General features: G+C 46.7%; 29 protein-coding genes, 1 tRNA gene and 1 pseudogene. 10 read left to right on the top strand and 21 right to left on the bottom strand.

What is annotated here, in order from left to right:
- Positions 1–95: 95 nt before the first annotated feature.
- The 3 genes from U2W12_RS15135 to U2W12_RS15145 all read right to left on the bottom strand — a co-directional run bounded on the left by U2W12_RS15135 (position 96) and on the right by U2W12_RS15145 (position 1,983).
- On the bottom strand, positions 96–572 hold the full coding sequence (locus tag U2W12_RS15135) for a carbohydrate-binding protein (RefSeq protein WP_326501529.1): 477 nt from the start codon (positions 570–572) through the stop codon (positions 96–98).
- A 166-nt stretch (positions 573–738) separates the two neighbouring features.
- A complete protein-coding gene (locus U2W12_RS15140) occupies positions 739–984 on the bottom strand; it encodes a DUF2442 domain-containing protein (protein ID WP_326501559.1) in 246 nt (81 codons plus the stop codon).
- 21 nt (positions 985–1,005) lie between these two features.
- Complete coding sequence (locus U2W12_RS15145) at positions 1,006–1,983, bottom strand: hypothetical protein (RefSeq protein ID WP_326501530.1); 978 nt, start codon at positions 1,981–1,983, stop codon at positions 1,006–1,008.
- A gap of 517 nt (positions 1,984–2,500) precedes the next feature.
- On the opposite strand from U2W12_RS15145, the gene U2W12_RS15150 reads away from it, so the two are divergent.
- From U2W12_RS15150 to lnt, 4 genes are all read left to right on the top strand, one after another.
- A complete protein-coding gene (locus U2W12_RS15150; protein WP_326501531.1) occupies positions 2,501–3,283 on the top strand; it encodes a hypothetical protein in 783 nt (260 codons plus the stop codon).
- 469 nt (positions 3,284–3,752) lie between these two features.
- A complete protein-coding gene (locus tag U2W12_RS15155) occupies positions 3,753–4,109 on the top strand; it encodes an HPF/RaiA family ribosome-associated protein (protein ID WP_326501532.1) in 357 nt (118 codons plus the stop codon).
- Positions 4,110–4,638: 529 nt separating this feature from the next.
- Positions 4,639–5,424: a methyltransferase domain-containing protein gene (locus U2W12_RS15160; protein ID WP_326501533.1), complete on the top strand. Its 786-nt coding sequence runs from the start codon at positions 4,639–4,641 to the stop codon at positions 5,422–5,424.
- Between the two features lie 123 nt (positions 5,425–5,547).
- On the top strand, positions 5,548–7,140 hold the full coding sequence (gene lnt / locus U2W12_RS15165; protein ID WP_326501534.1) for an apolipoprotein N-acyltransferase: 1,593 nt from the start codon (positions 5,548–5,550) through the stop codon (positions 7,138–7,140).
- Here lnt and U2W12_RS15170 read toward each other — a convergent pair.
- From U2W12_RS15170 to U2W12_RS15180, 3 genes are all read right to left on the bottom strand, one after another.
- The gene (locus tag U2W12_RS15170) at positions 7,133–7,402 is read right to left on the bottom strand and encodes an acylphosphatase (RefSeq protein WP_326501535.1); all 270 of its coding nucleotides are present in this window, start codon (positions 7,400–7,402) and stop codon (positions 7,133–7,135) included. The two genes, lnt and U2W12_RS15170, sit on opposite strands and share 8 nt — an antisense overlap.
- Positions 7,390–9,600, bottom strand: coding sequence for a bifunctional 23S rRNA (guanine(2069)-N(7))-methyltransferase RlmK/23S rRNA (guanine(2445)-N(2))-methyltransferase RlmL (gene rlmKL, locus U2W12_RS15175; RefSeq protein WP_326501536.1), 2,211 nt, complete (start codon positions 9,598–9,600; stop codon positions 7,390–7,392). The genes U2W12_RS15170 and rlmKL overlap by 13 nt, the downstream gene beginning before the upstream one ends.
- A 153-nt stretch (positions 9,601–9,753) precedes the next feature.
- Positions 9,754–10,233, bottom strand: coding sequence for an FKBP-type peptidyl-prolyl cis-trans isomerase (locus U2W12_RS15180; protein WP_326501537.1), 480 nt, complete (start codon positions 10,231–10,233; stop codon positions 9,754–9,756).
- Positions 10,234–10,414: 181 nt separating this feature from the next.
- Here U2W12_RS15180 and U2W12_RS15185 point away from each other — a divergent pair, with 181 nt between their 5' ends.
- Positions 10,415–10,768, top strand: a complete 354-nt coding sequence (locus U2W12_RS15185) for a DMT family protein (RefSeq protein ID WP_326501538.1) — start codon at positions 10,415–10,417, stop codon at positions 10,766–10,768.
- A 78-nt stretch (positions 10,769–10,846) separates the two neighbouring features.
- Here the strand turns inward: U2W12_RS15185 and U2W12_RS15190 are convergent, their stop codons facing one another.
- Positions 10,847–12,784: a multicopper oxidase domain-containing protein gene (locus U2W12_RS15190; RefSeq protein ID WP_326501539.1), complete on the bottom strand. Its 1,938-nt coding sequence runs from the start codon at positions 12,782–12,784 to the stop codon at positions 10,847–10,849.
- 310 nt (positions 12,785–13,094) lie between these two features.
- On the opposite strand from U2W12_RS15190, the gene ald reads away from it, so the two are divergent.
- Together ald and U2W12_RS15200 are read left to right on the top strand one after the other, a co-directional pair.
- The gene (gene ald, locus U2W12_RS15195) at positions 13,095–14,213 is read left to right on the top strand and encodes an alanine dehydrogenase (RefSeq protein WP_326501540.1); all 1,119 of its coding nucleotides are present in this window, start codon (positions 13,095–13,097) and stop codon (positions 14,211–14,213) included.
- 135 nt (positions 14,214–14,348) lie between these two features.
- Positions 14,349–14,424, top strand: a tRNA-Lys gene (locus tag U2W12_RS15200).
- 16 nt (positions 14,425–14,440) lie between these two features.
- On the opposite strand, the gene U2W12_RS15205 is transcribed toward U2W12_RS15200, so the two are convergent.
- The 10 genes from U2W12_RS15205 to U2W12_RS15250 form a co-directional block, all read right to left on the bottom strand.
- A complete protein-coding gene (locus U2W12_RS15205) occupies positions 14,441–15,496 on the bottom strand; it encodes a tyrosine-type recombinase/integrase (protein ID WP_326501541.1) in 1,056 nt (351 codons plus the stop codon).
- A gap of 8 nt (positions 15,497–15,504) precedes the next feature.
- Positions 15,505–16,791, bottom strand: coding sequence for a hypothetical protein (locus U2W12_RS15210; protein WP_326501542.1), 1,287 nt, complete (start codon positions 16,789–16,791; stop codon positions 15,505–15,507).
- Between the two features lie 761 nt (positions 16,792–17,552).
- On the bottom strand, positions 17,553–18,854 hold the full coding sequence (locus U2W12_RS15215) for a zonular occludens toxin domain-containing protein (protein WP_326501543.1): 1,302 nt from the start codon (positions 18,852–18,854) through the stop codon (positions 17,553–17,555).
- A gap of 2 nt (positions 18,855–18,856) precedes the next feature.
- Positions 18,857–19,225 carry a DUF5455 family protein gene (locus U2W12_RS15220; protein WP_326501544.1) on the bottom strand — a complete coding sequence of 123 codons (369 nt, stop codon included), beginning with the start codon at positions 19,223–19,225 and terminating at the stop codon, positions 18,857–18,859.
- Positions 19,226–19,230: 5 nt separating this feature from the next.
- On the bottom strand, positions 19,231–20,658 hold the full coding sequence (locus U2W12_RS15225) for a hypothetical protein (protein WP_326501545.1): 1,428 nt from the start codon (positions 20,656–20,658) through the stop codon (positions 19,231–19,233).
- A gap of 55 nt (positions 20,659–20,713) precedes the next feature.
- Positions 20,714–20,947 carry a major coat protein gene (locus U2W12_RS15230; protein WP_326501546.1) on the bottom strand — a complete coding sequence of 78 codons (234 nt, stop codon included), beginning with the start codon at positions 20,945–20,947 and terminating at the stop codon, positions 20,714–20,716.
- A 331-nt stretch (positions 20,948–21,278) separates the two neighbouring features.
- Positions 21,279–21,656, bottom strand: a complete 378-nt coding sequence (locus U2W12_RS15235; protein WP_326501547.1) for a hypothetical protein — start codon at positions 21,654–21,656, stop codon at positions 21,279–21,281.
- 501 nt (positions 21,657–22,157) lie between these two features.
- Complete coding sequence (locus U2W12_RS15240) at positions 22,158–22,448, bottom strand: hypothetical protein (protein ID WP_326501548.1); 291 nt, start codon at positions 22,446–22,448, stop codon at positions 22,158–22,160.
- On the bottom strand, positions 22,449–22,808 hold the full coding sequence (locus U2W12_RS15245) for a hypothetical protein (protein WP_326501549.1): 360 nt from the start codon (positions 22,806–22,808) through the stop codon (positions 22,449–22,451). It lies immediately after the preceding gene.
- Positions 22,805–23,011, bottom strand: a complete 207-nt coding sequence (locus U2W12_RS15250) for a hypothetical protein (RefSeq protein ID WP_326501550.1) — start codon at positions 23,009–23,011, stop codon at positions 22,805–22,807. Before U2W12_RS15250 ends, U2W12_RS15245 begins: the two co-directional genes overlap by 4 nt.
- Positions 23,012–23,082: 71 nt before the next feature.
- Between U2W12_RS15250 and U2W12_RS15255 the strand changes: the two genes are divergently transcribed.
- The 3 genes from U2W12_RS15255 (at position 23,083) to U2W12_RS15265 (ending at position 24,587) form a co-directional block, all read left to right on the top strand.
- Positions 23,083–23,391: a helix-turn-helix transcriptional regulator gene (locus U2W12_RS15255; RefSeq protein WP_326501551.1), complete on the top strand. Its 309-nt coding sequence runs from the start codon at positions 23,083–23,085 to the stop codon at positions 23,389–23,391.
- A 91-nt stretch (positions 23,392–23,482) separates the two neighbouring features.
- Entirely contained in the window at positions 23,483–24,115 is a 633-nt protein-coding gene (locus U2W12_RS15260; RefSeq protein WP_326501552.1) for a nuclease-related domain-containing protein, read from the top strand.
- A gap of 55 nt (positions 24,116–24,170) precedes the next feature.
- Positions 24,171–24,587 carry a type II toxin-antitoxin system HicB family antitoxin gene (locus tag U2W12_RS15265; protein WP_326501553.1) on the top strand — a complete coding sequence of 139 codons (417 nt, stop codon included), beginning with the start codon at positions 24,171–24,173 and terminating at the stop codon, positions 24,585–24,587.
- A 218-nt stretch (positions 24,588–24,805) separates the two neighbouring features.
- On the opposite strand, the gene U2W12_RS15270 is transcribed toward U2W12_RS15265, so the two are convergent.
- The 4 genes and pseudogenes from U2W12_RS15270 to U2W12_RS15285 all read right to left on the bottom strand — a co-directional run.
- Entirely contained in the window at positions 24,806–24,946 is a 141-nt protein-coding gene (locus tag U2W12_RS15270) for a hypothetical protein (protein ID WP_326501554.1), read from the bottom strand.
- Positions 24,936–25,232: a hypothetical protein gene (locus U2W12_RS15275; RefSeq protein WP_326501555.1), complete on the bottom strand. Its 297-nt coding sequence runs from the start codon at positions 25,230–25,232 to the stop codon at positions 24,936–24,938. The genes U2W12_RS15270 and U2W12_RS15275 overlap by 11 nt, the downstream gene beginning before the upstream one ends.
- Positions 25,233–25,276: 44 nt before the next feature.
- Positions 25,277–25,429 (bottom strand): annotated as a pseudogene (locus U2W12_RS15280) (IS6 family transposase); the annotation flags it as partial.
- Positions 25,430–25,665: 236 nt separating this feature from the next.
- A partial coding sequence (locus U2W12_RS15285) for a TRL-like family protein (RefSeq protein WP_326501556.1) occupies positions 25,666–25,989 on the bottom strand: 324 nt, incomplete at its 5' end.

The raw sequence follows: 25,989 nt of genomic DNA on the forward strand, positions 1-25,989 counted from the left end.
GAATCCAGGGCTCAGGGACGTATCGAGCTTGCCATCCTTGGCGCTAGTACCCGCTTCCCGGCAGGTATGGCGGCATTTATGTATAACGATTGCCTTCAAGCAATTCGTAATTTTTCAAGAGAAGCAAATGCACTTTTGCTGCTTATATCAGGTGTAATCATCAATTCGAGCACCGTGACACCGGAAAGCGCCAAAGTGTACTCTTCCGTCTCTACTGAGCTTCCATCGGGACTAAAATTCCATTGCTGGCGCACGATTTCATGATAGGTCTGGCCGTAATCTTTAGACCAGCGCAGGACATACTCTTGCGTCCGCATGACTGCCGATTCCAAAAAACAGAGCTGAATCCGCTGGATGTTTTGCGGTTGCTTTAAAAGCAGCCGAATCGTTTGCGCTCCGGGTTTACCGGCCCGCCAGCCATGCTCGCTGTTGGCTAACAAAGCCGCTTCTATCGGAAAGTCGCTATCTTCAGAGGTTATTTCTACGTCTACAAGCACCTCTAAATCCAGCCAACTTGTAGTCGGTTTTTCGTTGTCAGGCAAAGTATCAGCAATCATTCGTTTTTTCATCATGGCAGCATACCACGGATATTTTGATTAATGCTGAACATTCTGACTTGGTTTTTACAAAAGTTTATCAGTTAGGCACAAAGTACTGTACAGGGTTGCAGAATGATTATGACTGCGCTATTGCCAAAAGCAAACTGCCCCCGTCAGATAGTCCGAGATGCTACAAATGCTAAGCGGCTTGTTTTGCCGATTTGTCAGGACGTCGCGCCGGCAAGCCGAACAGCATGCCCTCCACGCTAATCTCTTCGTCTATATCAGGCCAATGAATGCCCTGGCCGTCGCCGAGGATTTCAAAATTTTGCCACTGCTTTTCAGTTGCTTCCGCTAAACGCCACGACCAAATTAGTGGGACGCAGATCGTGCGTCCGTCCATGAGGTGGTCAATGATTTCATCTTCGGTGGCCTGAGCATTCAGTACACGATTAAACTAGTGGAATCACGTTTGCAAAAAAATTCCTTTCAACTCCTCAGGCACCAGCGCGTAATTCCTCCAGATACGGTCTACGTCTTCCTGGTGTTGGGGCCCAAAGCGATTCGGAAACTTCTTCAGCAGCGTCACGCCATCAAACGCTCGTGCGCGATGCAAAGACGCCACAGACTGAATCACAAGCAACAAATTATCATCAGCAATGGGCGCATCCCGTTCCAGATAATCGTTGATCATATTGGCATACTCAAGTGACGGCATTTGTACAGGGAGGAAAAGAATCCATTTTTCGATTTCATGATCTGAAGTGGTGCGCATAACATCCCCAAGAAATTTGTACATAGGTTTCTCACAACGGGAATAGGCCCAGATATAATTCAATACCCATCCTCGATCTTCCTCGGTAAGTTTGCCTAACTGTAAAATCGGTTCTGCCTGACGGCGAAGTTCCTCGGCGATTTCACTGATCTGATATTTCCCGATGAAATCACTGGCTAGGTACTTGAGATTCTTGTGGCTTTTGGGTTCTATCCAGGTACTGAGTATTTTAACGATTTCTTTAGGCCGCAGTTTGACAAGCGTGTCAAAAAATTCCATGCTTTCGGTAAACGTATATTCGTTGCTTTCCGGCCGCGCGGGATAAAATAGCGTAGGCGTCTGATTGATTTGACTGACAATTTCCTTCAACAAACGAAAAACTTCATCCGGTGTGAGCACGCTGTAGGCTCTCAGAGCCTGATATACCTGCTCTTGGCTCTCATGGAGAAGATTTTTCAGAATCTCTTCGCGAAAAAGATGCGAGGTATATTCGTAAGTCAAGCCAATGACTACGGCAACGATCAATGCAATTGACAAGTGCTCTGCCCAATTTTGGAGCACCTGTGGCAGCGTGGGTTGAAAGTACTTTAAAAAAAATGCGGCTATCAGAATAATGCCGAAGATCATAAAAGGGACGGCGGCAAAAACCGTATTATTTTTAGATGGCATGGTTTTACTCCAAAAACGATTCTGATTTGAAGGAATCGGCGACTAAAAGGTTCAGCTATTTAGCTAGGGAATATGGCGTAAATTGCGATTTTATTGACAACGCCAAGCTTGCATAAGCGTATGTATATGCACTTTTCGGTTCTAGAGGGATTATTCACGCTTAACTGTAAAACCCTGTTATACCCTTTATCGATTATCATCCCCTTAACTTCGATATACTGCGCGGTCAGAATTGTGGATTTCATCGCCATGTAGATTATTGATTTTATAAGTAAATTTCATTTTTTACTCCGCAAACTTGATCGCGCTCATCCGGAGCGCGTTTATAATGCGGTTGTATTTTTCAGTTTGCGGGGCCTCGTCCTTTTGCTTTGCGTCAGATACCAGGCTAAATAGGCTTCGAAGGCAAGGAAAAGGAATGGCTCTAAAGATCGTAAGATTGGGTAGTCCCCGAGAAGATGGAAGGGCTGCGAATCGTGACAGTGAGGCGCCCTCCCAGAGGCAACAAAATTGACCTATGAGCCTAAAAACTACATTAACCATTGTTGAGTCTCAAACTCAGGCGCATACAACGCTCAATCGCGCACGCCTGTTTTATACCGGAGCCGCACTTATTTTACTGCTCCTGATGCTGATCGGTTTCCAACAGTTTTTTCTGCACGGCAAGGCTTATCCAGGCCGTGAAATCGCACCGCAGATTCGGACCTTGATTATCCTGCATGGACTTACCATGTCTGCCTGGATTTTTCTCTTTTTGATCCAGCCTCTTTTGATTGTGAGTAGAAACCACCGCATTCACAGGATGCTCGGGAAAATCGGCGCGGCGCTTGCCGCCTGCATCTTCGTCCTGGGACTGCGGGCGGGAATTGAGGCGACGCGTATCGCCCCGCCCGATATGGTCATTTGGGGACTGACGCCCAAGCAGTTCATGGCCGTGCCGATCATCAGCATCGTGGTTTTCGTCGGTTTTGTGGCCGTAGGCGTGTGGAACAGGCGGCGACCGGAGGTGCATCGTCCGATGCTGCTACTGGCCACGCTAGCCGCGATGCCGGCCGCCATCAGCCGCATCGAATCCGTCAGCGCGCTTTATCGCGGCACGGTGTGGGAAACGTTCTTGGGTCCACCTTTTGGGATGCTGGTCGTCGGCGCGTTGTTTCTTTTCATCAAGTGGCTGTTAACCCGGTCAGCGGATCGGTGGTATGCGACCGGATACGCCGTGCTTGCCCTTATCAGCGTGCTGATCATGCGGATAGCGAGGACCGATGTATGGGATCAGTTCGCGAGCTTTCTGCTCCGGTGACAAACTCTGCCAGCAGCGCCTATTGATTGATGGTCATGCGTCGTATCATTCCAATTCATTGACCCTCTTAGCATGCCGCCGACAATAAACTTCGCATCATAAATGTTCTCCAATTTTGAGTTTGGCCCCTGTGAGCCCAAAAACCGAAACGGATAGCCTGTATGCAGCGAGGCGTTGTTCGGCAAATGCGTGGATCCGTCCTGTGCTATCCTATTCCATCCAATACCGGAACCTACAATGAAGCAGATTTTGTATAATGAGTCCTTTGATAAACATGAAAAGAGCACAAGCTTTGGCCCCGCCAGTCCCGTGGCTATTAGGTATTTATACTGATTGCACTTCGTTGTGACTTATTAAACAATCTTATCTGGTCCAAAGCAACACTGTTTGACCACGCAAATTAGCAAGAGCCGACGGCTCAGCAAGCTGAAAATCCATACAAATAATTAATCTGAAGAGGCGAGTTATCATGCAAATTCCATTACAAATCATTTTCCGAGGAATTCCCCCATCCGAAGCCGTTGAAGCCAGAATTCGTGAAAAAGCGACCAAACTCGAAAGGTTTAACGAGCATATTATGAGTTGCAGAGTTGCTGTAGAATCCGAACATCACCATCATCACCAAGGCAATTTGTACCACGTCAGGATCGACATCACCACGCCGGGCAAAGAAATCGTGATTAGCCGCGAGCACCATGACAACCAAGCACATGAAGACGCCTATGTCGCAATTCGCGATGCCTTCAATGCGGCAACCCGGCAACTCGAAGATTATGTCCGCATACAACGCGGCGAGGTTAAATCGCGAGCGGTGCCGGAAGATTAAGAAGAAATACGCTTCTTAGTAAATCAGCGTATGTTTTATCGCTGGGGTTGGCCGCATTCGATCGCTTTCTTCTAAACTCGCGAAATCGTCGTCACTAAAATGAACGCGGTCTTTTATGTTTAAAGACCGATGCAGGTGAAAAGATGGAAACTTGAATGCGGTCGATGCCAGGATTGAGAATCGGCAAACATAATTACCTTTGACAAGTGTCGTAGTGCGCCGCCAGATAATACATAACATCCGGCACGCATAACAGGCTTATATCGACGCCGCTTACCCCCAGTTTCATCAGCTATCTCGTCTTCAGCATGTTTTATACATAAGTCTAAAAAAGCCAATATAATCAAAGCTGTTGCTAATTTAAAACGACATTGATATAAAGGGTTTTCGGACTTATGTATAAAGGTATGCGTCTTTAGGCCTTGTGGGAAATGCTAAATATGTCGCCCGAATTAGAGGAATTTAAGCCTGGTATCCTATGCGTTGGAGCGCACTCTCTGCGCGAAGCGCTGGGGTTTTACTGAATACGATGCAATTAAAACAGGATAAAAATTTCGACAAACTGCTCGAGAGATTCGAGAAAAAAGTCTATGAGACCGCGAAGGGCGATTGGCGGCTCAAGTTGCTGAAGGAGGATCTGGACGCATTTTATCGATGCCCGGAGCCATTGACGGTTTGGGATGCCGGCTGCGGTTTCGCGCAAATCAGCGTGGGGCTGGCAGAAAAGGGGCATCGGCTGACGCTTTGCGACCTGTCCGAAAAAATGCTGACGCGTGCCGAGCAGCACTTCCAAAATCGGGGCCTTGATGCCGAATTTCACCATCAGGCCGCGCAAATATTAGCCCCCCGGTTGCCCCAATTCGATCTGGTGTTATGTCACGCGGTATTGGAATGGCTGGCGGAGCCGGTAGCGACGCTGCAGATCATCGCGGGCCGGGTCAAACCGGGCGGCACGTTGTCGCTGCTGTTTTATAACCGTAACGCGATGGTTTATACCAACGCACTGAAAGGCGGCTGGCGCTGGCGGCATCTGTTGAACGACAGCTATCTCGGCAGGGGCGACAAGCTGACGCCGCCCAATCCGCAATATCCGCACGAAGTGATCGAGCATCTGGAGCGCCGGGGTTTTCAGATCACCGCTCATACCGGCATTCGCGTGTTTCATGACTATCTTGCCAGGGAAACGCTGAAACAAAGCGATCAGTCCGAACTGTTCGAGCTGGAATACCGTCATTGCCGAATGCCGACATACCGCGACATGGGACGCTATGTCCATCTTGTGGCGCAACAAGCAAACACCCAATCAAATTTTTAATCAGCGGAAAAACCGGTTCCTTCTCTCTCTGGAAGGGCCTAGAGCTTTTCACCGAATAGTATTCATCAATATTCTGTAAAATACCCGCAGCTTAAACTGCCTACGGATATTTAGCCCATTTTTATGAAAAGCCCCTCAGTACAATGCTTGAAGCCCTGGCTATTGCCGGTATTGTCCGGTTTTTTTATTGGAACCAGCTACATTCCGTTCCCGCCCTGGGCGTCGCTATTCGGTTTCGTGCCGTTGTGGCTGTTCTGGAACCAGCAGACTCGCCTTAAAAATGTCTTGCTGGGCGGCCTTTTGACCTCTTTCGTCTTTACGATGATCGGCTTCAATTGGGTCACCTATCTGCTGCACGAATTCGCGCATCTGCCCTGGCCTTTGGCGGTCGTCGGCATGATCTTGTACGCCTTGCTCGCGCATTTGTTCGTGCCGATTGCGGGGATGCTCTGGTTTTGGGGCAGGAGCCGGTTTGCCTGGAGCGAATCTCTTTCCCTCGCCCTGATGACGATGATCACGGTGCTGTGCGAGGCTTACTCGCTGACATTGTTCGACTGGAATTTCGGTTATTCGTGGTATGGCGCGGGCGCGCCGATTTTTCATTTGGCCGAGGCGATCGGCTTCAAGGGACTCAGCGCGCTGACGCTGATCGCGAATCTGCCGCTGTATTGGGCCTGGGTGCAGCGCCGCCAGATTCGCGGCAAAATATTACTGGCGTCGGTCAGCACGGTGTTCGTGCTGCTGAATTTTGGCGGCTTGTGGCTGAAGAATCGCCTTCCTGAACCCGATGCATCGATCAATGCGTTGCTCGTGCAGGCCAGCATCGAAAATTCGGAAAAGCTGGCCGCCGAACTCGGTAAGGGCTTTCGCGAGGAAATTTTCAGACGCTACATGATGCTGACCGACCAGGGACTGGAGTCGCATAAAGACAAAAAGATCGATGTCGCTTTATGGCCCGAAACCGCGTTTCCGGCGATTCTCGGCCCGGAGTTCATGGCTCAGGACTATCCGTCCGCGTTGCGTGAATTTTTGCGGGAACGGCAACTGCCGCTGATTACCGGCGCTTACGGTTATGATCTGCAACAGCGGCTGCCGACCAATTCGCTGTTTATTCTGGACAAAAACGGCGAACTGTTACCGGCACATTACAGCAAGACGATTTTGCTTGCATTCGGCGAATATATTCCGGGTGAGCAAACATTTCCGCAAATCCGGCAATGGTTGCCTGAAACCGGCCAATTTGCGCGCGGCAAGGGCCCCAGCGAGTTATTGACATGGAACGGTTTCAAGATCGGCGCGCAAATCTGCTACGAAAGCCTGTTTCCCGGATTTTCGCGCGAACTTGCCAGCCGCGGCGCGGAGTTCATCGTAAACGCGACGAACGATTCCTGGTATGGTTCTTGGCAGGAGCCCTATCAGCATATGTACATGACGTTGGCGCGCGGCGTCGAATTTAGGATTCCGGTACTGAGGGTCACCAATACCGGCATTTCGACCGTCGCGCTGGCATCTGGTGAGATTCTCGAACGTTCGCCGATCTATCGTCCTTGGAGCGGCGTGTATGAAGTCCGCTACCGGAAAAATCCGCAGCCGACTTTTTATCAGCGCGGGTTTTGGCTGGTCCCAGCCCTGCTCTGGTTGTCCCTGGCTCTATTGCTAATCGCGGGTTTTACCCAACGCAGAAAGCCTGACTTACCGGAAATAGTGTCTAGATAATGTCAAACGAAGTGAAATTGAATTCCGGCTCGAACTCGGTCACTTCAATGTTGTCCACGCGCGCGGTCACCGGCCCCTTCCTGCACCATCTGATGAATTTTTCGACCATCAGATGTTCGGCTTCGGCAAAAATTTCAACCCGGCCGTCCGGAAGATTTTGCACCGTGCCGTTGATTGCCAAATGCTTGGCCTTATTCTGAGTAAAAAGCCTGAAATAGACGCCCTGGACACGGCCGGACACCACGATTTTTACTCTGCGCATGTTTTTTGCATTCTCCAACAGTAATGGATTTTCGGATTGCGGGAAAAATCTTCCGGGATGGTCGCCGCGCTGATGTCTTCAATGAGCAAATCGGGCAACGCCTGATAATCCATTTTAAAGCGCCGGAAGTTGGTCGAAAAATATAATACGCCGTTTGGAGCCAAAAGGCTGGCGGCGTGGGTAATCAATTGTACATGGTCTTGCTGAATGTCGAAAACGTCTTCCATCCGTTTTGAATTCGAAAAGGTGGGCGGATCGAGAAAAATTAGATCGTATTGCCGGCAATAGGGTTGCGCAACTTCCTGAGCCAGCCATTCCAGGCAGTCGGACTGAACGAATTCATGCGCGCCGGCGAGATCATTCAGCGCCAGGTTCCGCTTCGCCCAATTGACATAGGTATGCGACATGTCGACCGTGGTCGAGGCAATAGCCCCGCCCTTCGCCGCATGCACGGTCGCGCTGCCGGTATAGGCGAACAGATTCAAAAAGCGCTTGCCTTTCGCTTCTTTTTGAATCCTGAGGCGGATCGGTCGGTGATCGAGAAACAGCCCGGTATCAAGATAATCCTCGAAATTGATCCAAAACTTGCAGCCGCCTTCCTCGACGACATGAAAACGGCCGGCTTCTCCGTGTTTTTCATATTGCTCGGTATTTTTTTGCTTGCGGCGGATTTTCAGGAACACGTTTTCCTTAGGGATTCGGAGCACCTTCGGGATCTCCGCCAGCACACCGGCCAGCCGGCGGTCGGCCTTGAACGGATCGACGCTCTTTGGTGGCTCGTATTCCTGCACGTTGACCCAGGTTTCCTCGCCCTGATAGATGTCGACCGCGACCGCGAATTCGGGCAGATCCGCATCATAGACGCGGTAGCAGGTAATCCGGTTTTGCTTCGCCCATTTCGCGAGTTTTTTCAGATTCTTTTGCAGACGGTTCGCAAACATTTCGGCGCCGGCCGTCTCCTCGGTTGGCTGCTGGCTGCCTTCGACCGCGCGGCTGATGCGTTCCTCCGGCGTCCTCGCCTTCGGAATGAAAAACGCTTCCGGCTCGATGTTCATGCGCAGCAGTTTGCATTCGAGCGCGCCATTATACAGCGTCACCGGTTTTTGCGAACGAATGCCGAGGCGGAAGCCGAGCTCCGGGTCGCTGATGATCAGCGCGGCCTTCCAGCCGGTAAAACGGGTTTTCAAAATCTCGCCGAAGCGTTGATAAAGATCGGCGGTTTCCTGCGAATCGCCGAGCCGTTCGCCATAGGGCGGATTGCAGATCACCAGACCCGGCGGCCAGCTTGCAGCTGGCTCGGCATCGGCAATGTCGCGGCGTTCGACATGAATTTTATGTTGCAGGCCGGCATTCGCGATGTGCGTCAATGCCGCATTGACCGACTGGCGGTCGCGGTCGAAACCCGCGATCACCGGAATCTTGTCAATGCCGGCCAGTTTCCGCTGGCGGGCGTCCTCGCGAATCGTCCGCCAAACCTCCGCATCATGCTTTTTCCAGCCGAGAAAACCGTAATAATCCCTGAGCAGACCGGGCGCGAAATCGCCCGCGATCATCGCGGCCTCGGTCAATAGCGTGCCGGAGCCGCACATCGGATCGATCAGCGAGCCGCCGACTTTGGCGATGTCCGGCCAGCCGCTTTTCAGCAGCATCGCGGCCGCCAGGTTTTCCTTGATCGGCGCCTGAATCGTGATGTCGCGGTAACCACGGCGGTGCAGGCTTTCGCCGGATAGATCGAGGCTCAATTGCGCTGTCAGCCCCTGCAAATGCACATTGATGCGGATGTCGGGCCGCTCGGTCGCAATATTCGGGCGCTTCTGAAACTTCGCGCGCATCTGATCGACGATCGCATCCTTGACCTTCAACGCGCCGAAGTGCGAATGCGTGATCACCTCCGAGTTCTTCGCGCTGAACGACACCGCAAAGCTATCTTCCGGCCCCATATGCTCGAACCAGTTGATCCTTTTGACGCCATAATAAAGATCATCCTGGGTTTTGACGTCGAAGGTGCTCAATAGCAGCAGCACACGGTTCGCGGTTCTGGACCACAGGCAGGCGCGGTAAGCTGCCGCCAGATCACCTTCGAAGGCGGCGCCGGCCAACGCCGGTTTGATATTGAGCCCGCCAAGCTGTTTCAATTCTTCGCAAAGAACGGCTTCCATCGCCTTCGGTGTCGTGGCGAAAAACTGGTAATGGGGCATTTTTAAAAGATTGGGGATGTAAGGATAAATAGCGTATTTTACGCCGGATAGGCCGGGTTAGCATAGCTACTTGTTCCAGCGGCTATGCTAGCGGAAACCTGAGGGAGAGTGCTGGGTCAGGCAGCGCTAACCCACGCAACGAATCTTACAAACTTATTGAATTTTGATCAGCTCGACATCGAAAATCAGCGCCTCGTTCGGACCGATCGGTCCCGCGCCGCGCTCGCCGTAAGCCAGCTCGGATGGAATATAAAGACGGTATTTAGCGCCTTCAGTCATCAATTGTACGCCTTCGGTCCAACCGGGAATGACGCCATTCAAAGGAAAAGTAATCGGCTCGCCACGGCTGTAAGAACTATCGAACTCCTTGCCATCGATCGTCGTACCTTTGTAATGCACGGTCACATTATCAGTTGCCGAAGGCGAGACCGTGCCGGTGCCCTTCGTCAATACTTCATACTGCAAACCGCTTTTGGTCGTTACGATATTGGGTTTTTTACCATTCTGAGCCAAAAAAGCGGCACTTTCGGCCTTTGTTTCCGCCGGCGTGGTTGCATTGGCCAAGGAAACAATCGTTAAACCGACAACAACCACAGTCACAAATGAAATGATTTGAGTTTGAAGTTTACCCACGGTATCTCCATTTAAATTATTATTGGAAACTATAGTGTAACAAAAAAAAGACGCTGTGAATCGCTCGCGCCCCCATTGCGGCTGCGGCAATTTGTCCCACCCCTCGCAAGTTATCTCGATTCCTTCGCCGCTTTAAGCTTCTGGTAAAATAGCCTTATCCAAACCCTGCCATCTTCCGTATATGTCGATTCCCATTGTCACGACCATCAGCCTGCTCTTGTGCAGCAATGTTTTTATGACCTTCGCCTGGTACGCGCATCTGAAGAATCTCGGCAACAAGCCCTGGATCATCGCCGCGCTGCTCAGCTGGGGGATTGCATTGTTCGAGTACCTGCTGCAAGTGCCAGCCAACAGAATCGGCTTCACGCAGTTGTCGCTCGGCCAGTTAAAGATCATTCAAGAAGTCGTAACCTTGTCGGTCTTCGTGCCCTTTTCGCTGCTCTACATGAAGGAACCCTTGAAACTGGATTATCTCTGGGCCGGGCTCTGTCTGCTCGGAGCCGTGTATTTCATGTTTCGGGGCAACCCTCCCTAACGAGCCATCGCCGCGATGTCTCGTTCCTCTTCGGAAGGGTCAGGCCGAGAAAAACACGGCCCGACCCGCAAAGCCGGATTATTCGACCAGGAAATCGCGCATCATGCCCATATCCTCATGCTCGAGATTGTGGCAGTGATACATGAACAGGCCCTTGAAATCCTGGAACGGCTTGATGATCCGGACCGTTTCGCCCGGCATCACCAGCACCGTATCCTTTAAACCGCTTTCGATAAAGCCGTGGCGCACGCTTTCGTAGTCCTCCTCGTTGCCGGCGGCCATGCTGCGGCTGACGATCTGGAAAGACTGCCCGTGCAGATGGATCGGATGCGCCATGCTCATCATCATGCCCATGCCACCCATACCGCCTCCCATGCCCATGCCGCCTCCCTCGCCGCCGCCGTGCATGCCACCCATCATGCCGCCTTCCTCGCCACTGTCATGCATGCCTCCCATCATACCCATGCCGCCTCGGCCATGACTCATGCCACCTTCCTCGCCGCCGCCATGCATGCCCATACCGCCCATCATGCCCATGCCATGACCTCCCCGGCCTCCGCCCATGCCGCCGTGCTGCATGCCGCCATTTTGCTCTGAACTTTGATGTTCCTTGTTCTCGCCGGAGGCTTTACCGCCATGCCCGCCGCCTTCGCCATGCGCATGAAAAATTTCCATCAATTGCACCGTGTTCAGGCGGATGCGTTCGTTCGGCTGTACATCGTCAAAGGCATACGGCCGGCCGTTCAGCAGCATCGCCATATGGCCCTCCGAAATGCCAATCGGTACCGGCTTAATGGCATTCGCGGTATCTTCAACTTTATACCGGTTGATCTTCGACAGTTGTTTCGGCAGCGCCGGACTGTCGCTGACCTTGCGCTTGACCCGCGCGGTAAAGATCGGATAATCGCTGCCGACCGGCAAAGCCGATCCGTGCATCATGCCGCCCATCATCCCCATCTGGTGGCCGCCGCCATTGCCTCCGCCCATGCCTCTCTGCATTCGCTCGGCCATTTTCGGCAACACGCCGGAATACGGCAGACTGCGCATCACCAGCTGCGAACCGACCGCACGCCCGCTAAAATCGACCCAGACATCCAGGCGCTCGCCCGGTGCGAGCATCACATAAGGCTTGTGTTCCGGCGCCTCCAGCAAGCCGCCGTCGACCCCGAGCACGGTGATCGGCGTGCCGTCATCCCAACCGAGTTTGTAGATCCGCGCGGTCGAGCCGTTCAAAAAACGCAGGCGGTAAGCGCGGCTATCCACGTCTATCGTATAATCGGGACGTCCGTTAACCAGTATCCTGTCCCCGTAGTACCCCATCATCCGGTCATGCATGCCGTGCATGCCGGCGACATACACCAGTTGATTCTGGTCGTCGAAGCGGCGATCCTGAATCACAATCGGAATTTCGTATTCGCCGGACGGCAAGCCGAGCGCCGCCTCCTCGCCGTCATGCACGAACAGAGCGCCTGCCAGCCCGTGATAAACCTGCTTGGCGGTGATTTCGTGCGGATGCGGATGGTAGATGTTCATGCTGGCCCGGTTCAGCACTTCAAATTCGTAAACAAAGGTTTGGCCTGGGGCTATCGTATAACGCGGATGACCGTCCATTTCGGCCGGTACATGCAAACCGTGCCAATGCGTAATGGTCGGCTCGGCGAGTTTATTGTGCAAATGAATACGGACCTTCTGTCCTTTCTGCAAGTGAATCAGCGGCCCCAGGTATGAGTTTGGAATCTCGACCAGCGACTCTCTCGGCCCCTTGATCAGATTGGCCGTGTATTGTTGCACCAAGGTAGACTTGCCCGGCAGTATCGGCACCGAGGCGGAACGGCAAGAAAGCTCGAATTCGACATCCGGCTTAAAATTCGGCGACGCCTTGTTCGGCGCGAGCGTCGGCATCGGCTGCATGCCTCCCATCGCCCGAAGCATCGTCGGCATGCCGGCAAAAGCCAACAAACCCAGACTCGAATGCGTCAAAAAGCGGCGGCGGCTATAATGGGTATTCTTCGGCATAAATCCTCCTTAATACTTGTTTTATTATAAAAACCCTTATCATCATAGGGATTAACTCGGAGTTTATATTAGTGTTTCGTAATCCTCAAGCTTAAAATCTCTAGCCAGATAGTAGATTCCCATTATACGGCGAGATAATGGACTTGTTGATGACATCATCCCTGTTTTGTCCTCGAAAAATTCGAAAAGTTCTGTAAAAAAACCTAGCCCAACCTTTGCCGGCGCCTTCATCCATGCGCCGGCAGATTTTATTGTTCACCTCCCGTAAAAATGCTATTTTTTAAGCATACATTCATCACTCATCTCAAATATGCTGATCGGACTGCCCAAAGAAGTGAAAGACAATGAGTTCAGAGCAGGCCTGACGCCCGGCGCGGTCAACGCCCTGACCCGCCAAGGCCATCGCGTCAAGGTGCAGAGCGGCGCCGGCATCGGCAGTTCGTTCACCGACCTCGAGTATCTATCCGCCGGCGCGGAAATCGTGATGCATGCGGAAGAAGCCTGGGCCGCGAACATGGTCGTCAAAGTCAAGGAGCCGATCGAAGCAGAATACCGTTATCTGAACAAAGATACGATTCTGTTCACCTACCTGCATTTGGCCTCTAACCTTACCCTGACCGATGTCCTGTTACAAAGCGGCATCACCAGCATCGCCTATGAAACGGTGCAATTTCCTGATGGCAGGCTGCCCTTGTTGATGCCGATGAGCGAAGTCGCAGGGCGTATGGCGGCCCAGGTCGGCGCGACCTATCTGCAAAAAAACCATGGCGGCCGCGGCATCCTGATGTCCGGTATTCCGGGTGTCCCGCCCGCCACCGTGGTGATTCTTGGAGCCGGCATCGCCGGCTCCAATGCGGCAAGGGTCGCTGTCGGTTTCGGTGCCGCGGTCACTGTGCTCGATGTCAATTATGAGCGCCTGAAAACGCTGGACGATATCTACCGAGGACAACTGCAAACCCGCATCAGTAACGCCTATACGATCGAAGAAGCAGTCTATGAAGCCGATCTGGTTATCGGCGCGGTATTGATTCCGGGAGCCAAAGCCCCCTGGTTGATCCGAGCCGATATGCTAAAAAAAATGCGCCAGGGCGCAGTGATCGTCGATGTCTCGATCGATCAGGGCGGCTGCGTCGAAACCGCGCGTCCGACTACTCACAGCGATCCGACCTACACAGTCGACGGCATCGTGCATTATTGTGTCGCCAACATGCCCGGCGCAGTCCCGCGCACCAGCACCCTCGCCCTGAATAACGCCACCCTGCCCTACATACTGAATCTGGCCAACGAAGGACTGGACGCCCTCCGCCGCGACAACGCACTGCAACTCGGCCTCACCACCCATCGAGGTCATCTTACCCACGCAGCCGTAGCCCAATCACTCGCTCTCAACTACATGGAGCCGCTGCAAGCCTTGTCGGCCAGCGCCTGACAACTTGTTGAGCGAAAAAAATTATTTTTATTTTAACAATTCAGAGATTAATCCAAAAAGACATCATTCCTGTCCATCTATGACAAAAAATCTTGCTAATATAAAAAAACCGCTTTATAATTCGATTTCTTTGTTGGGTCGTTAGCTCAGTCGGTAGAGCATCGCACTTTTAATGCGGTTGTCCCGGGTTCGAATCCCGGACGACCCACCAACTAATATATTAAAAATCAACCTGTTAGGCTTTCATCGTCAACAGGTTTTTTTATGCCTGAAAGTTTTCTTTCCATTTTCTTTCCACTTCGATTAATTTTCGATAGCGGGTTTAATTCTATCGCTTGCTTCAAATAATCAGGAGCAAGATGGGAATAGCGCATTGTGATATTCAAACTGGAATGCCCCAGAATTTTTTGAAGAGCAACGAGGTTGCCCCCACCCATGACAAAATGACTCGCAAAGGTGTGACGAAGAATATGCGCCATTTGGCCCTTCGGAATCGATAAGCCGGTTCTTTTCATGGCAGAACGGAATGCCGAATAACAGGAAAGAAACGGTCCATGAACAAGCCGAGAACGAACCGTATCAAAGGTTTCAAAATCGACCGGAACAAATCGTGAGTGCCCGTTTTTAGTGTCAACAAACTGAAAACCGGAATTGATACAGTTAGAGTAAGTCAAGCCATTGGCCTCAGACCACCGAGAGCCGGTTATCAAACAAATAGTAAACACAAACCAAAGGCTTTCATTTTTACTAACATCGACTTGTTTAGAAAGCTTTACAAGATCGGAAGTAGAAAGATAAGAAAGCTCAATTTTAGGCTCACGAAGCTTTCGAACAACAAGCAAAGGGGAATCATAATCAATCACAGAAAGCCGACGTAACTCACGAAACATAGCTTTAAGAGTGATCAACTCACGATTAAGAGTTGCAGAGGCAATGCCCTCATCAATCCGAATTTTACGATAATCAGCAAGAAGTTCAGGGCTTAAAGTCCGCGCGATCGGATTACCCAGAATCTTAGAGAGCTTGAGCAAACGATTTTTAGTATCAAGCGAGGATTTCAAAGAGCGACCGTGTAAGTCATACCATTTTTCGATAAGATCATTAAGACGTAGATTATCAAATGAGGCCTGGTCGGCCTGATTCTCTAATCTACCTGATAGAAGTTGATTACGGTACTGAAGAGCTTGAGACTTCGAGTCGAACAAACGAATAACACGCTTACCCTTAGCACCGTTAGGGCGAACGTCAAGTTTGTACTTACCATCTACCTTTTTGATGGACATAGCTAAACCTAGGCCGCCTGAGTCGCAGAACCGGCAATACGACGCAAGCAAAGAAGCTTTTCAAGGAATTGTATAAATTCGGATTTGTAAATACCCCGAGAACGGTAATAAGCGTCTATCATAGGCCAAACAGCTAGCAAACGGAGTTGAGAGTAAACTTGATTGGCATTCATCCTTTGACGCGCACAAAGCGAAATCATATTGCCAACTATCGAAGTAATGTTTTTGGAAACAGGATCAACGGATTGCTTTTTTTTTCGGCAAATAAACGTATTTTGGGCAGGAACCAGGAACTCAACATCCTCAAGAAGAAGTTGCCAAAAAGGATCAATCAGCTTCTTATCGAGCATCAAAACATTTTTGGAGATAGCATAACGCCAAATATCGGTAAGGTATTTCTCTACCTGTTCAAACGATTCAAGCTCAACGCCTAGACCATTGCCGATTTCACGAATAATCGATTGATGAATACGAGCCTCAATACGCCGAACAGATTTGTCAGGATCATAGGTTCCCAAGGAATACCATCCCCATTCACGAGTAAAATAATCGACCTTATCAGATTTCTTGATTTCAAAGGACTTATCGTAAATGCAAATTTGAATAGACCGAGGCTGACCGATCAAGTAGTTTTTTGCCTGATTTTTTCCGCCATATGTAGCCACAGCCTCAGTAAAATCTGAAAGGTCTATCGAATGGATGCCATCATAGGCTTTGAAGGTCCGGGAGTAGGTAGAGAACTTGAAAATGAAATCATCAGGCAGATCATACCCTTGATAGTCGCAAGCCAGATGCACCGCAACACCCTTTGGAGTCGCATCAGATAAGAAGGCATGAGCCAGACCCCCAAGGCCAAATAACTCACCCCAGATTGATTTTACGGGACGTTGAGAAATGTAATGAGGAGAAAGTTCGATTTTCAAATGATCCCCCTCAGATTCAAGCGTGCGATAGAAAGAACCAAAAAGGATAACAACACCTTCCTCATTATTTTGAAACTTGTATCGATAGCCGGACACCTTGCCCATGCGAGTAAAATGCCATTTCATTGACAAAGGATTGTCAGTTAAGGTAACGATTTGATCTTTGTTAGCTTCCCAACGCTGAATACGTTCAAGCAAGATTGATTTAGGCGTACCGTAAAAAAGTTGCCTAACAGTATCGACAGAAGCACCGACGACATTAACACCTGAAAGATCAGTAAGACCATATTTATTAGCAAAAATAAGGCCGCGTCGATCCTGATCAGTGCCATTTGATAATGATTCAATAGAGTAGCGTTCAGAACGTTTCATTTTTTATCAGCTTTAATGAGGGTTTCGGTTAATGATCTTACTAACGTGATACAAGGACGTTAGCGCCAGTTTTCAATGTTTGCCCACCGTTTTTAAACGTATGAACCCTTACTTATCGCGCCACGGGTGCCGGGTGTATGCCGGGCGCCCCTTCCTGGACGACGCGACGCGTAAATGTAGTGAATTATTTTAAAGTTGATCCTATGGATATATGGAAAAGCACCGGCCAGAGCATCGATAAAAAAGGGCATTGATAAGTTGGGGATAACATCCCTGTTACCCAACCGAACTTATCAACACCCTTTTTTATCGATTGTCCGGCACTTTCCCACATATCCACAGGATGCAACAATAATTACGCTGTCGCTCACTTCATTTAGATAGCGCCGCTAATGTCGTCCAGGAAGGGGCGCCCGGCATACACCCGGCACCTATCGAGCGCGATTTACAGTTAAGACGCTAAAAAACAGTTTTATATTTTTATAGATTGGCACGGGTTTTGCGGTGGAATATTTTTTATTAAATCAAAAACCATGCCATGCCAAATATTGGCACATGGTTTGCTTAGTGGAAAATAACGCAATTTTTACAAATCATAAACCATGATTTATAGTATATATAAAAGCATTTATACCAATATATTGGGTTTTTATAATTGGTATAATACTTGCGGTGGAAAATTATATTACAAATCAAATAACGTGCCAGTTATATTATTGGCACAGGGTTTGCTTTATGATGTATTTTAACTAATTGATTAATCATATTTTTTCAACCTGTTTAATTTGTTGTTGATCGTTCGCAGTCAACGGCCAGGCAGTTACAACGTAGATTTTTGAATTAGTAATAATATCAACACCATGTTTATCGGGGATCACAGCAACACCCATGGCACGAATAGACGAAATCGACAAACGCTCAACTAAATGAGAACCATCATAAAATTCAATAATGCCAAACAAACCACGATCCTTATTTTCAAGATAAGCTGCCAAACGCGGTTTATAAGAATCAAGCAAAACTTGAACAAAATTACTCTTTTGACCTAAAACGGTTGAAGAAGGCATAGAATTAACCGGCTCAGATGATTTAACAGGTTGTTCATGAATCACTGGCGATTTATAACCCGTATCAGCAACTTGCACAGAACTAGATTTATTTTTATTTTGGTCAATTTTCCAGTAAGCCCAAGCAGCAGAAAACATAAGAACCGAAACCAAAAAATAGATTTTTAATCGATTAGCATCAGAGCCAGAATTTTTACGTAGTGCCATTGGTTTAACCTCAAATTTAGGTAAAAGTTTGGCTTCCTTAATCGAATCAATTTGTTGTTGAAGCCGGTTAATATAAAAATGCTTAGTAAGATAAGAAGCAGGGAGATAAGTATAAATGGCCCTCATATCAAGCGAATATTTACCCATTACTTCAAACCCAGGTGTAAATAATTGATTGGTATCGTAACCCGCATATAAATCAGAACCCTCATAAGTCCAACGATCTACAGGAGAATCGAGAGCAGAAAGACCGTAATAAACATCGTAAACATGAACCTTAGGACGAAAAGAATCAATACCAACAAAATCAAGCAAAGGAGCAATAAAAGGTATTTTTTTTCGATCAGTTCGAGAAGCTTGAACTAAATAGTCACAGCAAGTTGTTTTAAGTTGATTGTCAATTATTTCGTGGTCCTGGCAAAGCAAGATCAAATCCCAATGGTACTTTCTCGATACCAAAAGCCATTCAATAATTTCCAACCTTCCACCATCTTTCCACTTTCGTGAATTCATCCACAATGCCAATTCATCGAGAATGATTAATCCGTTTTTGTCCTCACCTTTATACTTCGGATCGAAAGCAGGAGGCAAAGCATAAAAATCAGAAGCCCTAGGGCGATCAGGCAAACGATAAGCGATAGTATCATTTGATTTAGGTAATAACTTGTCTAAGTAAAGATCAAGATTAGTAGCAACAGGGCAACCACGAGATAAGTATTCCTTGGCTTTGCCAACCGCACAAAGTGACTTACCCTCACCACGAACCCCCTGAATAATCCAACCCGGCATAATCAAGAACCCGAATTAGTTAGAATATTGATTTTCTTATTAATCATTTCTTTATTTCTCAGATAAGTATATTTGAGAATTCTGGCAGAAGATAAAGCAAATAAACAAGGAATAGCATTATAAGGCATCACCCAACCCCAAACATCATTAACAATTTGAGGAACGGATTGATGAATACCATTAATTAGATTATTAGCTAATAAAAAATAAGAAGCAGTTAGGGCAGAGATAATGCCAGCATAAAGCAAAAAGAAACCGAACTTTTTACCATGAGTAAAAAGAAAAGACGCTAATAATTCAGGAAATAATGAAACAGCTTTAGAAAATAAAAGCGTAAAAAATGCACGAACACCATTTAACAACCAAACCACTTTATTTACTCCTTAATTGATACCCAAACATAAAAAATATAAAGAGCGGTCATAACATAAAAAACCCATGCAAGAACCTCACGCAACGGTTGAAGCTTCTCACAAGGAGAAAACATATAAGTACCACTTTTCCATGTAATAGGAATGGAACCTGAGCAAGAAGAGGAAGAAGGCATATCAGGAAGCCAATCGTGAACATTTAAAGAAGGCGCATAAGAATCATTCCCAGAAAACAAAAATGATTCTGCATCAGCCTCAGAGCTACCAGGTTCAAGAGGTGCTGAAATACCATCCAAGGCCGAAGGATTTTGACTGTAATCAGACTCAGAGCCTAATAACCGACGTAAAGTATCAAGTACCGACAACTGAGTAGATTCTTGATTCAACCCCCGAGTATCTAAAGAAATATTAGTTGTAGTAGTTGTAGAAGAGGTAGAAGTAGAAGTAGTTGATGAAGTGGTAGTAGTAGACCCATCAGAATTTATGATAGTGGTAGAGGTAGTTGAAGAAGACCCATTAGTAGAAGTAGATTGAGTACCATCAGAAGTACCCGTAGTAGAATCACCGGATTTAGTACAGATTTGAAGACCATCAAGCCAACCTGATTTATAGCCATCAGGACAACCCGAATATTGACAATGAGAAATCAAATCATTACCCGACGTACATACCATAGAATATCCAAGAGAACATTCAGAAGTAGTGCCACCTAAAGAAGCACAAAAACCATTGCAAAGCACCTGATTCGGAGAGCATTGAGGATTCAGGCAAACATGGTTAATAGAATCTAATGATTGTTGACCTTTACAACTAGGTTCATCACAAAAATTAGTTACATAATTATAAGTTTGATCACCTATACAAGTAGGATTAGCAACACAATTGTAACCCTCAATATGAGTACCAGGACCACAATTAGGATGGCATTCCTGAACTGTTACATTCTGATTCAACGAAGATTCAAAACAGGTATGTTGAGGCCAACCAGAAAGAGATTCAGTAGGACAACCTTCATGAATAGCATTATATTCCTGTAAAGTACAAGCTTGAGCTTGAGAAACACATTGGCCTAATCCATTATCAATAGTGCCGGAAGGACAAGAACAAATACCAGTAGCAGAATTGAGAACTTTACCACCCGAACAAGATACAGAAGTATCACAATATAGAATATGAGTCCATTGAATACCGCAAGATTCTGATTTATTATTTAAATAATATCTTATTGATCCTGAACAAGAAGGAAATGAGGCGCCATCAGCAGGATGCAAACCTTCAGCACAAGAGCCAAATTTAGATATACAAGCAGAAGACGCACTACTAGCATCTGAATAATATTGATGAATAATGTCACAAGCAGCAAACGCATTACCACGAAAAAATATAAGAAAAAAGATAAATAAAAACTTAAATATCCATTCTAATAATTTCATAATAACCCCAAATTAAAAAAGGCCGGAGCATAACCCCGGCCTAGTTGGTCAGACCTTAGACGGCCGAGTTAGCACCACGCTTGAAAACACGCAGCAAGATGAAAGCAACGGTGATTGCAACCATTACCGGCCAGATCGCATCAACCAAATCCAGCACATCAGCTTGAAGCGTAGTCAGTCCAGCAGTAGCAGCAGCTGGAAGAGCCGCAAAGGACGCCGGGATAAAACCGAACATCAAAGCAAAAGCGGCAAGCATAAAACCCAAAATTTGCTTGAAAATATTTTTCATAAATCACCTCAAAAAATAAAAGTTAAATTTACTATTTATAATTCACAGCTAAAGCAGACAGAGAATTAAAAATAGCGAGTAAATACCCGAAACAAAAACCCAAGGCAAAAACCCCAAGCTCATAATCGATAATGGTTTGAATATCGGATTCAATCATAATTACCTCGAAAGCAAAGAAACAAGAAGAACCGATAAAACAGCACCTAAAGCAAAATTCACCGGCATAAGACAAACCGTTATAGCTTCAATCAAAGGGCCAAAATCAACTACTGTCATGTCTCGAACTCCATACGGAGAAATTAACCTGATTGAGAAAAATCAGGATTTATAACTATTGCGGTTTAGAAGCCGCTTTCTGTTCAGGTTTATCGACGACAGGACGAGAAACCTCATTAATCAGTCTTTTTGTAGATACGGCAGTTAAAACAGCACGATTAGCGCCACCCATATCAATATCGCAAAGAATTTCCATCATGCAAGGAAATTCAAGTTCGCCAGATTCTTGTTTTTGCCGAAGTTGATCAAACATGGCAAAAGGCATCTTGATCTTGATAAGATCACGACCCAAAACATTTGGGTTTTTACCGGAAGATGGTTTCGAGACCCAAATTGAACCACCACGGTTATCCGCGTCAATATCATATCGAGTAACAGACTCGACCTGACCTGTTACGACTGTTTGCATATCATTAAGAAAGTTTTGTTGCATTGTTAATACCTATAAGGTTAATGAAAAATTAGTTTTTTCTTTGAGCCTTTAAAGGCCGTAGCTCAAACGGCTTAATCAAATACTTTTAAAAGTGATAGCGGAAAAGACGCCCTCAACTTCATATTTCATAATTTTATTAAATAAAGTATATGATGTTAAATATAAAGGCAAGTTATAAGGGCATGAATACTCACAAATAAAAACTACCTTTAATGTATTATTCATATATAAAACCCCAAATTTTGATAATTAAGTTCAACATTTAAAACGTCAAAATCGCGCGTTCTTTTTAAAGCCCCCACCCACTCACCATCCAACTAGATACCTATTCGGACGGTGCCCCGATATGGAGGTTGACGCCAATTGTCGCAACCGGATCGCGTAGGGCGTCAAGGGACGCTTCGCTCTAAAGCCCTTGACGCCCTACACGATCCGGCGCCAATTTGGCATCAACCCCCATACCGCGGCTCCGTCCGGCTAGATATTTAGTCGAATAAATAATCAGTCTTCCTTTAAAGCAATCGCGCTTTTTTTATCTTTGAAAAATTGAACGATTTGAGACTGAATATCAGGAGGCAATTCACGAACGTTTACGAGTTGTTTATGCAGGTATAACGTCATAACTGCCTTAGTCAGTCCGAAAGGTTTTAAGCCCCTGTCCATTGCTTCTATTTCAAGACGCAGATAATCCCGAGGTGCCAATGAAGTTCTGAATAAGCGTTCATTAGACTTATCATTATTATCAATAGGATTAGAACCGACAGGAGGAATTGAAGGAATATGGTTAGTCATTTATGCAGCCTCAACAGGAAAAGATGAATTAAAAAGATCAATTATTTGTTTACGAAAAATGGCATATCTTTCACCTGACACACTCAAACCATGTTCAATCAAGGAATAATAAAAACTGTGAGAAAAACCCCGAATTTCAGTTAGAAATGAATCAACCTTTGCATACTCAGTTTGATAAGCAAGTTCAGATTCAAAAATAAAAGTCTGAAGATCGGAAAGGATGGATAAAGCCCTCGACAAATTCCCAAAATCCAACGCCGCGTTAATAAAGTCAGTTTTACAAAGAAGATGAAGATAAAGCGTACGGATCAAATGCCTTTCGAATTCCTGAAACTGTTGAGAATTCTTATCAACGTTCATAACACTTTCCCCTTTTTCAAATTTTCTGAAAGTAAAACCAGATTGATAAGCTGGTAGCGACCGACTTTTACAGTCGGGAGATAGCCGGAATCGATCCATCCACCGACGACGCCGGGAGAACGACCGATCTTTTCGGCAAATAAATCGGGATGCATAAGGGGAACGCCTGACTCTATGTTGACTATGACTTGTTGTTGGTCCATGATTGCCTCATTAGCCTTGTTTTGGCTGTGTTAAGCTGAATAGATAACGTACATGTATTATATACATGTTCATGGAAAAAATACAAGAATTATTTACATGTATGATAGACGAGTTCGAAATAAATAGAAGGATGAAAGAGCTAAGAAATCACTTAAAAGTTACAGTTGACGATTTTTCATTAAAAACTGGAATAAAAAGTGGACAAATCAGCAGCATAGAAAACAACCGTCAAAAAGTGTACGGATGGCATATACAAGTAATTTCAGACATATGGCCAAAATACGCCTACTGGCTCGCAACAGGAAAAACAATAGAGGATTGCGGACAAATCAGCCCAGAACTGGAGGAAACCAGAAGGAATCTAAAAACGGGTACGTGATTGCGGGGAAGGTAGAAAAAAAATGGTTTAAAAGGGGCGATCAGAATTAAATAGCATCTATACTTAAGATTTTTTATAAAATTGAATAAAGATGTTAGTAATATTTTGCTTAGTAAACTTAAGTTTTCTGATCGGATACAAAATAGGAAATTACACAAAAGAAAAAAGTGAGTTTTACATACAAAATGACGCAGAATCAAATGTCAAGGAAGTATTAAAATATCTTGATAAAAATAAATACTATGTAATGCATGACATCACTTTACCTACGGAAGAAGGAACTACACAGATAGACCATATAGTTTTTTCACAGACCGGAATATTTGTTATAGAAACGAAAGGACATAAAGGATGGATATTTGGAAATGAAAAAGATAAAAACTGGACGCAGGCTTTACCGAGAGGTAAAAAATTCAAATTCTACAATCCGGTAATACAAAACAATAACCATATAAAAAATATAGTTAAAATTAGTAATATACCGATTTGGGCAACAAGAACGATAATAGTCTTTACAAATCAAGAAACAGAATTTAAAACAAAAATGCCTAACCATGTAATTAAAATAAATGAATTAACAAGTTTTATAAATAAATGGAATTTAAATACATTAGATAAAAAACAATTACATGAAGCAATAGGATGTATAGAATTCTACAGAAAAGAAAGGTCAGAAGAAACAAATAGAAGACATATAGAATATATAAATAAAAAGTTTAATTAGCAATAGGGAAAAAAATAATCAAAGAGATTAAAAGACAAACCGGAGTCAAGCTAAAGTGAAAAAAACATATCCCTACACTATCGAAAAGGACGAAGAAGGATTTTTTTTCGTGCAATTCGTGGACATAGAAGAAGCCTTTACAGAAGGCGAAACATTAGAGGAAGCCATCTATAACGCCGACGAAGTATTAAGCGCAATGCTGGCTTACAGGATGGATAAAAGCCAGGAAATACCGGAACCGTCCGACTGCCCAAAAAACGGCCAAATGGGAACACCAAACCCGGAAGTTCAAGCAGCTTTGCTGTTGAGAAAGGCGAGAGGATCAAAACCGTTATCGGAACTGGCAACCGCAATGAAAACCTCATGGCCAGCAGCACAACGACTAGAAGACCCTCACCATTGGCCAAACTTGAAGCAATTAGATAAAGCAGCCAGAGCTTTAGGTAAAAAACTAGTTCTATCGCTTGAATAATCCTGTTTCCACTTTCTTTCCAGTTTTTCCAGTTTTTTAGAGCTTTGATAGGCTTGAACAAAAAGCAAAAGCCAGTATTTAAGCCTATTGCAAAGGTTTAAAGCTGATAACAAGTCTCTTTTAATGCGGTTGTCCCGGGTTCGAATCCCGGACGACCCACCAACTAGCCACCTGTAATCAATAACTTATCAGTTATCCGTTTACTACATTCCATCTTATCAATCCGGATTTTTGCCGGACTCTTTCTCCACTATTTTTTCCACCGCATTGAGCAGTTCTTCCAGTTCCGCTGGAGAATAATGCGTCGTGACATCACCCGACTTGTGATGCAACAGCACTTTCCGCGTTTCAAACGCCACTCCCGCGGCTCTTAAGCGCCGCCCAAACGTATGCTTGAGCAAACGTATGCTTGAGATTGTGAGGCCCGCGCGTGTAACTGCCGTCAGTCGGTAACCCTGCCTTTTTCCATGCTGTTTGCCAGCCGGTATTGTTCATCGAATAGACGTGTTTCCCACGATGCGGAAACACATACTCGGGATGAATTCCCCGTTGCCCCTCAATCACCGATTTGGCGACACGGTTTAACACCACGACCTGATCTTCCTTGTTCTTTTCTCCCGGCCAAATGCCGTCCAGATACTGCACGGCTTTACCTGGCGTAATAAAAACACTAGTTCGGCAATCAGGATAACCCATCGGTTCAACGTGGCATGATCCACATTGACGCCGCGTTCATCCATGATTTCTTCCAAATCTCGGTAGGAGACGCCATAGCGCACATAGAAGAAAACCGCGTACAAAATCACTTCTTTAGGAAAATGGGCTCCACTGAAACCGATCACGCTTTGGTCCTTCTCAAATCCTGATATTATCGCAGGATCTCGGCAAAATTTGCGAAAGCCTGTGCTCTCTTATGCTTGAGTGGGGAAGATACGGGATGGGTGTGCGCTTGACAGGTCAAGCGCTCGACATTAAACAGTAGCAGAACGCTGTTTAAGGCAAAAAAGTTCGAGCGAAGTCTGAAAAAATTGCTGCGCCGTAGGTATGCCCCAAAAGTAGAGTCAAGTCCGACAGGCTCCTAGCGGCCTTTTACTATCGTGCACCACTCGCCGACGATATTTAAAAAATTCCTCGCCGAGTGATCCACTGTAGTGACCTCCGTGATATTGCCGTTTTGCTTTGCCGCGCGAACACTGGCATCGCCGCGCGCCAGCAAGCCCAAGATGGACTCCGCACAGGCTTTGCCTTCCTTCGTCACGCCGGGGGTGCCAGAACCGGCTTCTCCGGTCGCTATATCGCCCCAGATAACCTCGGTACCCAGCACTCCCTTAATCGGCGAATCGACGATCATACACCCGCTCAGGCTGGTCGCCAGGATCGCCAAGCCTAGCGCCGAGCAATT

This window comes from Methylomicrobium sp. Wu6, from assembly GCF_035916875.1.
Classification (GTDB): Bacteria; Pseudomonadota; Gammaproteobacteria; order Methylococcales; family Methylomonadaceae; genus Methylomicrobium.